The 14850-nt window shown below is 64.4% G+C and carries 14 protein-coding genes; 5 read left to right on the top strand and 9 right to left on the bottom strand.

From position 1 onward, the window contains the following. The first annotated feature begins 244 nt into the window (after nucleotides 1-244). Complete coding sequence (locus tag HYH07_RS08560; RefSeq protein ID WP_220002092.1) at nucleotides 245-1120, top strand: UTP--glucose-1-phosphate uridylyltransferase; 876 nt, start codon at nucleotides 245-247, stop codon at nucleotides 1118-1120. Nucleotides 1121-1260: 140 nt separating this feature from the next. Here HYH07_RS08560 and HYH07_RS08555 read toward each other — a convergent pair whose 3' ends face one another. After that, a complete protein-coding gene (locus HYH07_RS08555; protein ID WP_220002091.1) occupies nucleotides 1261-2757 on the bottom strand; it encodes a diguanylate cyclase in 1497 nt (498 codons plus the stop codon). Nucleotides 2758-2911: 154 nt separating this feature from the next. Here HYH07_RS08555 and HYH07_RS08550 point away from each other — a divergent pair, with 154 nt between their 5' ends. Further along, entirely contained in the window at nucleotides 2912-3175 is a 264-nt protein-coding gene (locus HYH07_RS08550; protein WP_057759341.1) for a hypothetical protein, read from the top strand. A gap of 137 nt (nucleotides 3176-3312) precedes the next feature. On the opposite strand, the gene HYH07_RS08545 is transcribed toward HYH07_RS08550, so the two are convergent. The 3 genes from HYH07_RS08545 to HYH07_RS08535 form a co-directional block, all read right to left on the bottom strand. Further along, nucleotides 3313-3714: a DUF3551 domain-containing protein gene (locus HYH07_RS08545; RefSeq protein ID WP_220002090.1), complete on the bottom strand. Its 402-nt coding sequence runs from the start codon at nucleotides 3712-3714 to the stop codon at nucleotides 3313-3315. A 224-nt stretch (nucleotides 3715-3938) separates the two neighbouring features. Continuing rightward, nucleotides 3939-6815: an EAL domain-containing protein gene (locus HYH07_RS08540; protein WP_220002089.1), complete on the bottom strand. Its 2877-nt coding sequence runs from the start codon at nucleotides 6813-6815 to the stop codon at nucleotides 3939-3941. 165 nt (nucleotides 6816-6980) lie between these two features. Continuing rightward, a complete protein-coding gene (locus HYH07_RS08535) occupies nucleotides 6981-7979 on the bottom strand; it encodes an NAD(P)H-quinone oxidoreductase (protein WP_220002088.1) in 999 nt (332 codons plus the stop codon). A 127-nt stretch (nucleotides 7980-8106) separates the two neighbouring features. On the opposite strand from HYH07_RS08535, the gene HYH07_RS08530 reads away from it, so the two are divergent. Beyond that, entirely contained in the window at nucleotides 8107-8298 is a 192-nt protein-coding gene (locus HYH07_RS08530) for a DUF1192 domain-containing protein (RefSeq protein ID WP_220002087.1), read from the top strand. A 469-nt stretch (nucleotides 8299-8767) separates the two neighbouring features. After that, a complete protein-coding gene (locus tag HYH07_RS08525; protein WP_220002086.1) occupies nucleotides 8768-9277 on the top strand; it encodes a DUF1465 family protein in 510 nt (169 codons plus the stop codon). Between the two features lie 214 nt (nucleotides 9278-9491). On the opposite strand, the gene rpmE is transcribed toward HYH07_RS08525, so the two are convergent. Further along, nucleotides 9492-9719, bottom strand: a complete 228-nt coding sequence (gene rpmE, locus HYH07_RS08520) for a 50S ribosomal protein L31 (protein ID WP_028182497.1) — start codon at nucleotides 9717-9719, stop codon at nucleotides 9492-9494. A gap of 221 nt (nucleotides 9720-9940) precedes the next feature. On the opposite strand from rpmE, the gene HYH07_RS08515 reads away from it, so the two are divergent. Then, nucleotides 9941-11767 carry an ABC transporter ATP-binding protein/permease gene (locus tag HYH07_RS08515; RefSeq protein ID WP_220002085.1) on the top strand — a complete coding sequence of 609 codons (1827 nt, stop codon included), beginning with the start codon at nucleotides 9941-9943 and terminating at the stop codon, nucleotides 11765-11767. Nucleotides 11768-11933: 166 nt separating this feature from the next. Here HYH07_RS08515 and HYH07_RS08510 read toward each other — a convergent pair whose 3' ends face one another. The 4 genes from HYH07_RS08510 to HYH07_RS08495 form a co-directional block, all read right to left on the bottom strand. Continuing rightward, the gene (locus HYH07_RS08510; RefSeq protein WP_220002084.1) at nucleotides 11934-12203 is read right to left on the bottom strand and encodes a hypothetical protein; all 270 of its coding nucleotides are present in this window, start codon (nucleotides 12201-12203) and stop codon (nucleotides 11934-11936) included. Nucleotides 12204-12270: 67 nt separating this feature from the next. Beyond that, nucleotides 12271-12717 (bottom strand): GNAT family N-acetyltransferase, encoded by a 447-nt coding sequence (locus tag HYH07_RS08505; RefSeq protein WP_220002083.1) that lies wholly within the window; start codon nucleotides 12715-12717, stop codon nucleotides 12271-12273. Further along, nucleotides 12717-13745 carry a peptidoglycan -binding protein gene (locus HYH07_RS08500; RefSeq protein WP_057759328.1) on the bottom strand — a complete coding sequence of 343 codons (1029 nt, stop codon included), beginning with the start codon at nucleotides 13743-13745 and terminating at the stop codon, nucleotides 12717-12719. The genes HYH07_RS08505 and HYH07_RS08500 overlap by 1 nt, the downstream gene beginning before the upstream one ends. Before the next feature lie 24 nt (nucleotides 13746-13769). Continuing rightward, nucleotides 13770-14792: a hypothetical protein gene (locus HYH07_RS08495; protein ID WP_057759893.1), complete on the bottom strand. Its 1023-nt coding sequence runs from the start codon at nucleotides 14790-14792 to the stop codon at nucleotides 13770-13772. Nucleotides 14793-14850 lie beyond the last annotated feature (58 nt).

Genomic DNA, 14850 nt, shown 5'->3' with positions numbered 1-14850 from the left:
CCGGCCAATGTTGATGTTACCGTTGTCACCAATCGTCTCATATCCCACTCGTCGGCCGAAAATCCGCCATCAGGAGGCCTCGTTACGGTTGCCAATATCTTAACAAAGGTGAATTTTTGCTGGTCACCTTTTTCGCAAATTCTCGGAGACGGAGCCCAACATCCGCCTTTGTTACCGGCTGCAAAACGGCTAGCAAGATCCCATTGCTTCTTTCACGCGCGTGCCAAGGTATTCGATCGATCACATGAAAATCCGCAAAGCCGTATTTCCCGTCGCCGGCCTCGGCACCCGCGTCCTGCCCGCCACCAAGGCGATGCCGAAAGAAATGCTCACCATCGTCGACAAGCCCCTGATCCAGTACGTCTATGACGAGGCGCGGGAAGCCGGCATCGAGCACTTCGTCTTCGTCACCGGCCGCAACAAGAACGTCATCGAGGATCATTTCGACAGGATGTTCGAGCTCGACTCTACGCTTGCCGCACGCGGCAAGAAGACCGAGCAGGAAATCCTGGCGCAGAACCAGCCGGAAGCCGGCGCCGTCAGCTTCACCCGCCAGCAGGCGCCGCTCGGTCTCGGCCACGCGGTCTGGTGCGCGCGCGACATCGTCGGCAACGAGCCGTTCGCGGTGGTGCTGCCCGACGAGCTCGTGCTCAACACGCCGGGTTGCCTGAAGCAGATGATCGAGACGGCTGCGACGCTCGGCGAGAAGTCCAACCTGATCGCGGTCGAGGCGGTGCCCGACCATCTCACCCATCAATACGGCATCTGCGGCGTCGGAAAACGCAGCGGCAAGATGTTCGAGGTCGATGGCATGGTCGAGAAGCCGGCCAAGGGCACCGCGCCCTCAAACCTTTCCATCACCGGCCGCTACATTCTCCAGCCCGAGATCTTCAAGATTCTGGAGACCCAGGAGCGCGGCGCCGGCGGCGAGATCCAGCTCACCGACGCGATGATCGGCCTTTCCAAATCGCAGAAGTTCTACGGCGTCGAGTTCGAGGGCGAGCGCCATGATTGCGGCTCCAAGCCGGGCTTCCTCCGCGCCAACATCGCCTATGCGCTCAAGCGCCCCGAGCTGCGCGAGGGGCTGATCGCTGAGATGAAGAAGTATCTGGGGCAGTAGGCAGCCTCTCGTCGTTGCGAGGAGCCCGCGACAAAATTGCGAAGCAATTTTGCGCTGGCGACGAAGCAATCCAGACTGCATCCGAGGAGAAAGTCTGGATTGCTTCGCTTCGCTCGCAATGACGAGGAGAGAGCCGGGCCTCACGCCACCAGCGACAGCTGCGGCAAGCTCGCCACCACCGACTGATTCCGCCCGCCGGCTTTCGCGGCATAGAGCGCCTTGTCGGCGGCCGCAACCAGCACGGCCCAATCCATGCCGGCCGTGGGCGCGAGGCTGGCGACGCCGCAGGAGACGGTCGATCCCGCGCCGCCATCGGACCAGCCCAGCACCTTGGCGCGAATGGTCTCGGCGATCTTGAACGCGTCGGCGGCCGACGTGTTCGGCAGCAGCACGGCGAACTCCTCGCCGCCATAGCGCGCGGCGCAGTCGCTGGCGCGACGCACCGAGTCCGAAATGCAGATGGCGATGCCGACCAGCACCTGGTCGCCGGCCTGGTGGCCGAACGTGTCGTTGTAGGCCTTGAAATGGTCGGCATCGATCATCAGCAGCGCGAGCTGCGTCTTCTGGCGCATGGCGCGCCGCCATTCCATGTCGATGACCTGGTCGAACTTGCGGCGGTTGCGCAGGCCCGTGAGCGCGTCGGTCGTCGCCATCTCCTCGAGCTTGCTTTCGGCATCCGCGCGCCGGCCGATCTCGCGGGCGAGCACGATGGCCGAGCCCAGCACGAACAGCGAAAGCATCAGCACGACGGCGCCGATGCGCAGCGCTTCCCGCTGCCACAATGAGAACACGGTGCTCAGCGGCTTGCCTGCCACGACAAACAACGGACCGGAGCCGCTGCTGCGCACGTAGAGGCGCGGCGTCACATCCACCGGCCCTTTTCCGGCGTAGGATCCGCCGGCCTTGAGATTTTCGGGCTTCCAGTCCCGTTGCGTTCCCAGATTCTTGCCGATGATGTCGAGATCGAACGGTCGCCGCATCATGATGGTGCGGTCGCGCTTGAGCACGGTGATGGTGTCGTCGGAGTCGAGGCTCAGCCGCTCGAACAGTTCGTGGAAATAGGTGTAGCGGATCGAGCCGGCGACGACCCCCATGAAGCCGCCGTCGCTATCGCTGATGCGCCGGCTCAGCACGATCGAGAAGGCGCCGCGGAACAGCATCGGACGGCTGATGAACAGTCCGACGCCCGGGTTGTCGCGATGAACCCTGAAATACTCTTCGTCGGCGCGGTTCTCTGGTTGCGGATCCAGTGTCGAGGCATCGATGCTCAGTCCGCCGTCGACATCGAGCACTTGGATGGCGCCGAAATGCCGTGCCGTGGTCGCATGATCGAACAGGATGAGCTGCCGGATCGGCCTCGACACCGTGGCTATTTCCGGCAGCAGCATGTTGTTGACGACCGCCTTCAGGGACAGGTCGTAGATATCGATGTTGCGGCTGATGTCGGCGTCGATCGAGGTGGCCAGGTTTTCCAGCGTCTGGCGGGCCAGCGCCTCTTCGCCGCGGCGCATGTCCAGCACGACGTTGACGCAAATGGCGGAAAAGCCGATCACCGTCACGACCGACGTGATGATCAACAGCTTTGCCGACATGCGCCAGGGCCGGCGGGCCGTGGCTTCGCGCCATCCAGACAGCATCCTTTGCTCCCGATACTAGTGGATGCGCCTGAAATCTTGCGTAGTGTTTAAGCCGCGACGGCACTGCCGCGATGAGTTAAGGATTGGTTTATCCGGCTGACGATTTTCGGCAGGCCTGATCGGCTGGATCCGGGCTTCGGACGAGAGGACTGATGTGAACGACTACGACGCGCTACGTGACTATCTGCTGCGGCAGAAGCAGACGGAATTCGTGCTGAGCTTTGAGCAGATCGAGGAGATCATCGGCGCAGCCCTGCCGCGCGCGGCCAACCGTGCGTCATGGTGGGACAGCCTGCGCAGTCCCGATATCAAGATGCCGCAACGCGAAGCCTGCCTCGCCGCGGGATTTGTCGCGACACGGATGCCGGATGGCGCCAGCGTGCGGTTCACGAAGCGGAAGAAGGACGGGCGGAGGTGAGGGGCTGACTGTCTCTCCACATCCAACGGTCTGGTAGGGTGGGCAAAGCGCAAGCGTGCCCACGTCCTCTGGATGGTGGGCACGGCGCAAGTGCGCCCTTGCCCACCCTACGGCACCGCGCACTAAGACATCCTGCTCTACAGGCTTCGTCTCACGCTCTCGAGAAATTGTTGCTTTTCGCCAGGAGCGTAACCTTGGGAAGCTCCGTAATACGGTTCACTGGATTGATTGTACGGTGCGGACCGGGAGCGGATCGGTGACTTGGGTGGCACGTACGATCTGGTCTTGGCGTGTGCGGCCGATCTTCCTTTGATCGTCGCCGTCGCACCAGCATAGTATGGGTTGAGGACGCACATCTGACCATTGGCCGATGCCCTGCATTCGTCCATCGTATGGTAGCTGCATCGATAGTAGGGGGTAGCGCCGAAAGCGACGACGTACAGACAAACGGGAAAAGCCGGATCATATGTCTGAGCCCGAGCATGCCCTGCTGTTAAGACCATGCCTGTGGTCAAAATCGTCAAAGCCAATGGGCGCATTGGACCTTCCTCCGACTGGCGCAACATTCGGTGCACCCGGATCGGAGACGGCATTGATCCAGGTCAATGTTCTCGGAATGCGTTCGCGCGCGCCGACAACGAGAGGCCGCGCGTATCCTAAGTATCGTAGCGTGGGCAAAGCGAAGCGTGCCCACGTCTCCTGGATGGTGGGCACGGCGCAAGTGCGCCTTTGCCCACCCTACGGCACCTCGCGTGTTGAACGTTCAGCTCGCCGCTTCCAGCCGCACTTCCGTCAGCAGGCGCATCGCGGCATCCGCGTCCATCGGCTCGCCGAAGGCAAAGCCCTGCGCGTATTCGCAGCCCAATTGATACAGCTCGACCGCGTCGGAATCGGTCTCGGCGCCTTCCGCCACCACGTCCATGCCGAGATCATGCGCGAGCGCGATGATCGACTTCAGGATCACCGGCCGCGTGCCGCGATTGGTGGTGCGGACGAAGGACTGGTCGATCTTGATGGTGTCGAACGGGAAACGCTGCAGATAGGCGAGCGAGGAATGGCCGGTGCCGAAATCGTCGAGCGACAGGCCGGTGCCGAGCTCGCGGATGCGCGTCAGCATTTGCGCGGCGTGCTCCGGATTCTCCATCACCAGCGATTCCGTCAGCTCCAGCTTCAGCGTGCCGCGTGCCACCGAGGAGCGCGACAGCACGGTGCGGATATCGTGGATCAGATCGTGGCGCAGCAGCTGCCGCGAGGAGACGTTGACGGATGCGAAGATCGGCTCGCGCGACCGCATCGCGCGCTGCCAGACCGAGAGCTGCTTGGCGGTCTGGTCGAGCACGAACATGCCGAGATCGACGATCAGGCCGGTCTCTTCCGCGATGGCGATGAATTCCGACGGCGCCATGCGGCCGAGCTTGGGATGATCCCAGCGCGCCAAGGCCTCGAAACCCGCGACCGAACGGTCCTCCAGCCGCACGATCGGCTGATACAGGATCGTGAGCTCCTGCCGTTCGATGGCGCGGCGCAGCTCGCTTTCCAGCGTCAGGCGGTCCGTCTTCCGCGCCCGCATCGCGGGCTTGTAGACGTCGATACGGTCGCCGCCGATGCGCTTGGAATGATACATCGCAAGCTCGGCGTCCTTGATGATCTCGTCCGTCAGCTGGGTCTGCGGATCGGACAGCGCCATGCCGATCGAGGCGGTCAGGAAGATCTCGCGGTCGTTGAAGGCGATCGGCGCGCGGATGGTCTTGCGGATGGTCTCGGCGAAATTGGTGATCCGGGCCGGGTCCTGCTCCGACAAGAGGATCAGGCCGAACTGGTCGCCGGCGAGCCGCGCCAGCGTGTCCTGCGGCTTCAGGATGCGGGTGAGGCGGCGGGCCAGCGTCAGCAGGATGGAATCGCCGACCGCGATGCCGACGGAATCGTTGACCTGCTTGAAGCGGTCGAGGTCGATCACCATCAGCGTCGGGCGCAGCGTCGGCATCGACTTGGCGAAATGCGCGACGGCACCCAAGCGGTCCATGAACAGCTTGCGGTTCGGCAGGCCGGTGAGGTTGTCGTGCACGGAATCGTGCAGCAGGCGTTCCTCGGCGTTGCGCAGCTCGGTGACGTCGGTGAGCGTGCCGACCACACGCGAGACCTCACCGTCCGAGCCGACCACCGGGCGCGCCTTCAGCGCGAACCACATGAAGTGACCGTCGGGGGTACGCAGGCGGAAATCCTGCACCAGGCGGCCGCGGCGCTGGTCGAGCACGCTGTCGAGCGCGGCGCGGAAGCGGTCCTGGTCGAGCGGATGCAGCACCTCGAGCCAGGAGGCCGCTGGGCCTTCCAGCGTGCCGCGCTTCAGTCCGAGCAGGGCTTCCGTCTCGGGGCTGGTAAAAACTTTGTCGGCGGAAACGTCCCAGTCCCAGATCAGGTCGCCGGAGCCGGCCAGCGCCAGCGCTCGCCGTTCGATGTCGGAGACGACGCCGGTGCTGGCGCCGCCGCCGGCGAAGGCGTGCTGCATGACGGTGAAGCCGATCAGCATCACGATCAGCACGAGGCCGCCGAGCAGGGCAGGGCCGACGATGTCATTGGTGACGGAGCCGGCGACCGTCATGCCGGCTGCGACCACCCAGACCACCAGCAGGAACCAGGTCGGGATCAGCAGCACCGCGCGATCGAAGCCGTGGGTGGAGAGATAGACGATCAGCGCGAAGCCGGCGAAGGCGATCAACACCAGCGAGATGCGCGCGATGCCGGAGGCGACGGCCGGATCGAACAGCGCCAGCGCCACCAGCGAGCCGAGGAAGGCGAGCCAGCCCACCGTGATGTGCGAGTAGCGCACATGCCATCGACTGAGATTGAGGTAGGCGAACAGGAACACCAGCAGCGTCGCCGCCAGGATCGCTTCACCCGCCGCGCGCCAGATGCGCTCGGCGTTGTTCGACATGTCGAGCACCTTGCCCCAGAAGCCGAAATCGACGCCGATATAGACCAGCACCGCCCAGGCCAGCGCCGCCGCGGCCGGGAACATGATGCTGCCCTTCACCACGAAGAGGATGGTCAGCACCAGCGCCAGCAGGCCGGAGATGCCGATCACGATGCCCTGGTACAGCGTGAAGGAGTTGACCTTGTCCTTGTAGGCTTCCGGCTCCCAAAGATAGAGCTGCGGCAGCTTGTCGGTGCGTAGTTCCGCGACGAAGGTGACGACGGCGCCGGGATCGAGCGTGATGCGGAATACGTCGGCCGTCGCACTTTCCTGCCGTTCCGGCCGGTCGCCGATCGACGGCGTGATGGTTGCGATGCGCGACAGGCCGAGGTCTGGCCACAGCAGTCCCGATGAGACGATGCGGTAATGCGGGGCGACGATCAGGCGGTCGAGCTGGTCGTCGGTGTTGTTGGCGAGCGCGAACACCACCCAGTTCTGGCCGCCCTCGCGCGCGCGCACCTCGATGCGGCGGACGATGCCGTCGGTGCCGGGCGCAGTGGAGACCTGGATGCGATCGGCGTCGCTGCGCTGATGCTCGAGCACACCGGTGAGATCGATCGCGGGCGCGTCGCCGCGGACGCTGACGGCGTCAAGCGCGCGCGCGGGATACGCGGCGACAAGAATCATGAGGCCCAGCGCGATGGGCGCGAGGCACCTGATCAGACGCAAGGTCAGTTCTCCGCGTTGGACGCAAACTCTGAGTGCAAGAACGGCACGCAAGGCTGGTACGTAAGGACGATTTCAGGCCGGACGGAAGTGGTTCGGCATTCGCGATAGATGCCACGAAAGCGAGGAAAATCAAAGGGTTTCCGCCCGGTTTGCTGGGCCTGCGGCCTAGACCTCCAACACAATTTTGCCAATATGTGCTGAGGTCTCCATGCGCCGATGGGCGTCGGCGGCCTTTTCCAGCGGGAAGGCGCTGTCCATCAGTGGTTTGACCCGTCCTTCGCGCAGCAGCGGCATCACTTTCGCCTCAATGGCAGCCACCATCGCCGCCTTGTCCGCATTACTACGGGGACGCAAGGTCGAGCCGGTATGGGTCAGCCGCTTCACCATCACCTTGGCGATGTTGACGCTGACCTTCGGGCCGTTGAGGGTCGCGATCTGGACGATGCGGCCGTCGACGGCAGCGGCGTCGTAGTTGCGGTCGACATAGTCGCCGGCGACCATGTCGAGGATCAGGTTGACGCCGACCTTGTCGGTCTCTTCCTTGACGACAGCGACGAAATCTTCGGTCTTGTAATTGATCGCACGATCCGCCCCGAGCTTGAGGCAGGCGTCGATCTTGTCCTGCGAGCCGACGGTGACGAACACCTTTGCGCCGAACGCCTTCGCGAGCTGGATCGCCATGGTGCCGATGCCGGAGGAGCCGCCATGGATCAGCAGCGTCTCGCCGGCCTTCAAGCCGCCGCGCTCGAACACGTTGTGCCAGACCGTCATCAGGGTTTCCGGCAGCGCGCCGGCTTCCTGGATCGAAAGCGCCGGCGGCACGCTCATGGCCTGGGCGTCCTGTGCGATGCAGTACTGCGCATAGCCACCACCGGCGACGAGCGACATCACGAAATCGCCGATCTTGTGCCGCTTGGCGTTGCTGCCGACCGCGACCACTTCACCTGCGATTTCGAGGCCGGGCAGGTCGCTGGCGCCGGGCGGCGGCGGATAGGCGCCGGAGCGCTGCGCCACATCGGGCCGGTTGACGCCGGCGGCCATCACCCTGACCAGGATCTCGTCAGGACCGGGTTGCGGAACGGGACGTTGTTCCGGCACCAGTACCTCCGGTCCACCAGGCTTGGAGATGGCGACCACGGTCATTTGCGCTGGCAGCTTGTCCATGATGTGTCCTTGAGCAAAGGTGCGAGGGAAACGAGGCCTTTGATTAGCCAGCGCGGTCTTGGCTGGCAACCGCCCAAGCCGGTATCAAGCGGTGTGGTCCGGTCCGCGGACGAGAGGAGGAACGACGATGCCGATGGAAGACGACGACCGCCCGCGCAAGAAGGTCACCCACGAGATCGGACAGGATCTCTCACTCTTGTCAGTGGAGGAACTGACCGAGCGCGTTGCCCTGCTCAAGACCGAGATCGCAAGGCTGGAGGAAGCCGCCACCAAGAAGCGCGCCTCGCGCGATGCGGCGAACAGTTTTTTCAAGACGTAGTCAGGAGAGCCACCTGCTTCGACGCGTCATGGCCGGGCTTGTCCCGGCCATCCACGTTTCCAATAGCGACGAAGAACGTGGATGCCCGGGACAAGCCCGGCCATGACGGCGGAGAGAGCCGCGACCCTTCCTCGCTCGGCCACTGGCCGACATGCCTAACGAACCCTCAAAAAATTCGTTCGTTTACTCCCAATTAAGCTTTCGAGTTTATGACTGGAACCGTCCTCGTTTGGACACCGAGTGGCTCCTGTCCACTCTGTTTGACGCCTCCCTGTTATCAACTTTCAAAGCCGCCGGTCTCCGGCGGCTCTTTTTTTGCCTCCATTCCCGGTTGAATTCCTCGGAATGACGCGCGGAAACCATATCCGTGCTTGCCGCTGGACTCCGCGATCCCCCCGCGCAATGATTTGTTCATCATAAGCCGGCGCCAAAGCCGGACAGGTAAACAGTTGCGTAAGGGGCGTTAACCATGGAACGTTTGCAGGCCGACGGCGCTCTCGTTCAACTCAGCGAGCGGTTCACCAATTCTGCGGCGTTCGGCGCCCTGTTCCGCGAGGGCATGGATCTCGTCGAAGAGACTGCCGCCTATCTCGACGGTGCCGGCCGTACCGAGGCCAAGGCGCTCGACCGTGCCGTCAGCCTCACTTACGCGACCGAGAGCATGCGCCTCACCACGCGCCTGATGCAACTCGCCTCATGGCTGCTGCTGCATCGCGCCGTGAAGGAAGGCGAGATGACGCTGGTTCAGGCCAACCGCGAGAAGACCAAGGTCAAGCTCACTGCCGCCGATCCCGGCCCCGCCGACACCATCGAGAAACTGCCGACGCAGCTGCAGGATCTGATCCACCGCTCGATGAGCTTGCAGGCCCGCGTGCGCCGGCTCGACACCTCTATTCACACTCCGCCGGCCGACCACATCGCGATCGGCAACCCGCTGGTGCCGCACCTCAACGCATTGAAGGCCGCGTTCGAGCGGTAAGGTCTCAGAGGCAAGCCCCACTCTTGTAGGGTGGGCAAAGGCGCAAAGCGCCGTGCCCACGATCTCTGATTGAGGATCACGATAACCGTTTCGTGGGCACGCTTCGCTTTGCCCACCCTTCGAAATCTCGGTCTTGATTGACGACTGCCCCCACAAACAAAAACGCCCCCGGTCTGCCGGGGGCGCTTTCGTCTCCAGCCTTCGCCGGCCGGGATCAATCCTTTTTGAGGAAGCCCGAAAACTTCTTCTGGAAGCGCGAGACGCGGCCGCCGCGGTCCATGATCTGCGTAGAGCCACCGGTCCAGGCCGGATGCGACTTCGGGTCGATGTCGAGGTTCAGCGTGTCGCCTTCCTTGCCCCAGGTGGAGCGGGTCAGGTACTCGGTTCCGTCGGTCATGACGACCTTAATCGTATGATAATCCGGATGAATTTCGGCTTTCATGGCAATTCCTAGGGCGCCCGGCGCCCGGCTTGAGTGACTATCGAATGACGGATTTGGCGGGGTCTATACCCCAGAGACCCCCTAAAGACAAGCTGGCCCCCTGAAAACAAGCCATTGTGGGGACTTGAGAACCGGGCCGTCCCTTACGGTACATCCCGGATTTGCCTCGCCCCGTGCCGGGGCCTATGTGGAGCCTACGTCTCTCTTTTGGTCGGATTCTAATGAGCGCAGTTGAACGGCTTGAAACCGGGCATACCGAGGCCCCGTCGATCGAAGCCGAGCTGATCGAACAGCCGGCCAAGGGCCGGGCCAGGCTGCGGCCGCTGCTGGCGCTTGCGCCCTACGTCGCCCGCTATCGCGGCCGGGCGGTGCTGGCCTTCGTTGCGTTGACGATCGCGGCGCTGACCACGCTGCTGGTGCCGGTCGCGGTGCGCCGGATGATCGATTTCGGGCTGACGCCCGAAGGCATCGCGATGATCAACAGCTACTTCTCGGTGATGATCGCCGTCGTCGCCGTGCTCGCGCTGGCGAGTGCATCGCGCTATTACCTCGTGATGACGATCGGCGAGCGCATCGTCGCCGATCTCCGGCGCGACGTGTTTGCGCATCTGCTCTCGCTGTCGCCCTCTTTCTTCGATTCCGCGCGCAGCGGCGAATTGGTGTCGCGGCTCACCGCCGACACGACGCAGATCAAATCCGCGGTCGGCGCCTCCGTGTCGATCGCACTGCGCAATCTCATGATGTTCCTCGGCGCTGCCGCGATGATGGTGATCACCAGCCCGCGGCTCTCGGGCTTCGTGCTGCTGGCGATCCCCTTGATCGTGCTGCCGCTGGTCGCGTTCGGGCGCTGGGTGCGGCGGCTGTCGCGCAACGCGCAGGATACGCTGGCCGAAGCCTCAGCCTATGCCGGTGAGCTGGTCGGCGCGATCCGCACCGTGCAGGCCTATACCAGCGAGGGGCTCGCCGCGAAACGTTTTGGCGGCGAGGTGGAGCAGGCCTATGAGGCAGCGCGCACCTCCACGCAAGCCCGCGCGGTTCTCACCGCCATCGTCATCTTCATCGTGTTCGCAAGCGTGGTCGGCATCCTCTGGATCGGCTCGCATGACGTGCTGACGGGCGCGATCACGCCGGGCCGGCTCGGCCAGTTCGTGCTCTATGCGGCCTTCGCGGCCGCGGGCCTCGGCCAGCTCAGCGAGGTCTGGGGCGAGGTGTCGGCGGCTTCAGGCGCGGCCGAACGTCTGTTCGAGATCCTGCACGTGAAGCCCGAGATCGCCGCGCCCGCATCGCCGCGCGCACTGCCCGTGCCGGGGCGCGGCGAGGTCGGCTTCGATCGTGTCAGCTTCGCCTATCCGGCGCGGCCCGACGTCAACGTGCTCGATGCCGTGTCGTTTGCGGTGCGGCCCGGCGAGAAGGTTGCGATCGTCGGCCCGTCCGGTGCCGGCAAGAGCACGATCTTCCATCTGCTGCTGCGCTTCTACGATCCCAAGGGCGGTTCGATCTCGCTCGATGGCGTGCCGGTGAAATCAGCCGATCCGCGCGACTTCCGCTCCCGCATCGCTTTGGTGCCGCAGGAGTCCAATGTGTTTGCTGCCAGCGCCCGCGAAAACATCCGCTTCGGCCGGCCCGATGCTGATGACGCCGAGGTCGAGCGTGCCGCCGACCTCGCGCATGCCTCTGAGTTCATCCGCCGCCTGCCTGAAGGTTTTGATACCCCGCTCGGCGAACGCGGCGTGACGCTGTCCGGCGGCCAGCGCCAGCGCATCGCCATCGCCCGCGCCATCCTGCGCGACGCGCCACTGTTGCTGCTCGATGAAGCCACCTCCGCGCTCGACGCCGAAAGCGAGACGCTGGTGCAGACCGCGCTCGAAGAGCTGATGGCCCATCGCACCACGCTCGTCATCGCGCACCGCCTCGCCACCGTCCTGTCGTGCGACCGCATCCTGGTGATGGACCAGGGCAAGATCGTCGAGCAGGGCACGCATGCCGAGCTCGTCGCCGCGAACGGGCTCTATGCGCGGCTCGCGAGGTTGCAGTTCGAGGGCGCGTGAGACCCGGCTCTTTTGCCACCCACAGTGTCATCACCCGCGAAAGCGGGTGATCCAGTACTCTGTGACAGCAGTGATCAGCCGACAAGCCGCGGCCTACTGGATTCCCCGCCTGTGCGGGGGGAATGACAGTGGAGCGTGTTGAAGCAGCTTCGCACCCGACCGATTCTCACGGGCACTTCGGCGAGCCCATCGGCACGTTCGGCCACGGCCAGTTCTTCCAGCTGCCGCCCTCGCCGATACAGGCCGATCCGCCGTTGGCCGGCGTCGGGTTGTCGGTCGGAGCAGGGCTGTTCGTTGGCGCTGGCGAACCTGTCGTCTCGGTTGCTGCCTTGGGCGGCGAAGCCAGGCGCTGGTCGACATACACAGTCGACACATAGCCCGCGACGATGACGCCGAGAAAGACCGAAGACCCTTTGGCCAGATCGCTCAGCCGCATTGATCCTCTCCATCAGTTTGCTGATTGCGACATTAGCAACCCACGCTGCGCCTTTGCGTGACATCGGTCACGGCCGCCACGCCATCTTCAGCACCGGCCGTCCCGATGTCGGGTTCACGTCCTCGCCGGCATGGGCGAAGCCGTTGCGCTCGTAGAAGCGGATGGCGCGGGCATTGTCCTTGTTCACCAGCAGCGTGACGCCTGATGGTGACAGGCGTTTTGCTTCGTCCACCAACAGCCTCGCCGCGTCCGAGCCCCAATGATCGGGGTCGACCACGAGCTGGTCGAGATAACCATCGCCGTCGATGGTGACGAAACCGGTCAGCGTGCCATCTTGTTCCGAGACGATGATCTGGGCCTTCGGCACCAGATCCTTGCGCCAGCGCTCGCGCCACCAGGCCAGCCGCGCGGCGAAGTCGATCTGCGGATAGGCCTGCTGCCAGGTGCGGTGCCACAGGTCGATCGCCGCCGCTTCGTCGGCGTCCGCGTAGGGACGAAGGTGGAGCGCGCTCACTACCGCTCCGTCAGCTTCAGCTCGATGCGGCGGTTGCGCTTGTAGGCCTCTTCGGTGTTGGCGGTGTCGAGGGGCTGAAATTCGCCGAAGCCGGCGGCGACCAGGCGCTGGGCCGGCACGCCGAGCGAAATCAGATATTGCACCACCGAGATCGCACGCGCCGCGGACAGATCCCAGTTCGACTTGAAGTTCGGACCGTTGACCGGCCGCACGTCGGTGTGGCCGTCGACGCGCAGCACCCAGGCGATCTCGGCCGGGATCTTCTTGTCGAGCTCGATCAGCGCGTTCGCCACGGTGTCGAGCTCGGCCTTGCCCTCGGGCAGCAGGGTCGCCTGTCCGGTGTCGAAGAACACTTCGGATTGGAACACGAAGCGGTCGCCGACCACGCGGATGTCAGGACGGTTGCCGAGAATGGCGCGCAGGCGCCCGAAGAACTCGGAGCGGTAGCGCGACAATTCCTGCACGCGCTGCGCCAACGCGACGTTGAGGCGTGAGCCGAGATCGGCGATGCGGTTTTGCGATTCCTTGTCGCGCTTCTCGGATGCATCGAGCGCCTCTTCGAGGGCGGCCAATTGCCGGCGCAGCGCGCTGATCTGCTGGTTCAGCACCTCGATCTGCGCCAGCGCCCGCGCCGAGACGGCCTTTTCCGACTCGAGCGCCTTGCCGAGCTCGGTGGTCTTGCCTTGAGCATCGTTGCCGGCATTGGCGAGGCCTTCATAGAGGCCCTTCATGCGGTCGCGCTCGCTCTCGGCCGAGGCGAGGCCGGCCCTGAGCTGCGAGACCTGATCATCGAGCGAGAGCTTGCCGAGCTTCTCCAGTGACAACAGCTCGGTGAGCTGGGCGATCCTGGCGTTGAGCTGCTCCAGCGCCTTATCCTTGCCGGTGACCTCCTGCGACAGGAAGAACTGCACGACCAGGAACACCGACAGCAGGAACACGATCGACAGCACCAGCGTCGACAGCGCGTCGACGAATCCGGGCCAGTAGTTGAAGGCGCCTTCGCTGCGGCGGCCGCGGGCTAGAGCCATGCTCGCCTCTCAAATCCTGATTGCCTAACTCTTCTCGGGCTGGCGCGCGATGCGCTCCAGCAGGCGGCGGATCTCGCGGTTCTGCTCGCCCTGGCCGTCGGCCCATTCGCGGATCATCTGCTGCTCGGTCCGCATATGCGAGACCAGCGCCTGGATCGCTTCGGCAAGGCTCGCCATCGCCGCGGTGGTGCCGCGGCTGGCGCTGCCTTCCTCGAGCACGGAGCGCAGGCGTTCGACGGCGGCCTGGAGCTCGCCGCTCGCGACCCCGCCGCCAGTGCTCGCGACGGCGGCGACCTCTCCGTTGCCGTATTCCCGCACGGTGGTGGCGAGCCAGTCCTCGAGGTCGGTGTAGAAGCGGTTCTGCGCCTGGCTCGATTGCAGATCGAGGAAGCCGAGGATCAGCGAGCCGGCGAGGCCGAACAGCGATGAGGAAAAGGAGATGCCCATGCCGCCGAGCGGGGCGGCGAGGCCCTCCTTCAGCGTGTCGAACAGGGCGCCGGCATCACCGCCGACCTTGAGCCCGTCGATCACCTTGCCGACCGAGCCGACCGTTTCGATCAGGCCCCAGAAGGTGCCGAGCAGGCCGAGGAAGACCAGCAGGCCCGTCATGTAGCGGGAGATGTCGCGGGCTTCATCGAGGCGCGTTGCGATCGAATCGAGCAGATGCCGCATCGTGGTCTGCGTGATCGACATCCGCCCGGAGCGCTCTCCGCCGAGGATCGCCGCCATCGGCGCCAGCAGTTTCGGGTGCCGGGCCGGCGCGAGGCCCGGGTCGGCGATGCGGAAATTATTGACCCAGGACACCTCAGGATAGAGCCGGATCACCTGGCGGAAGGCCAGCACGATGCCGATGAACAGCACGGCCCCGATCAGCGCGTTCAGCCCGGGATTGGCGAAGAAGGCCAGGATGATCTGCTTGTAGAGCACCACGCCGACCAGCGTGCACAGCACCAGGAAGACCAGCATCCGCACCAGGAAGACGCTGGGCGAGGACAGTTTTGTGTATTCGATGTCGATGGTGGAGCGGGGCGAGGCGCCTGACGGCATGGCCGGGATCATCCATTACGAAGCTTGCTTGCCTCCGCACTATGGCACAGGCGGGGTG

This window comes from Bradyrhizobium sp. BR 10261, from assembly GCF_019455395.1.
Classification (GTDB): Bacteria; Pseudomonadota; Alphaproteobacteria; order Rhizobiales; family Xanthobacteraceae; genus Bradyrhizobium; species Bradyrhizobium manausense.
This window is presented reverse-complemented; position numbering and strand designations above follow the sequence as displayed.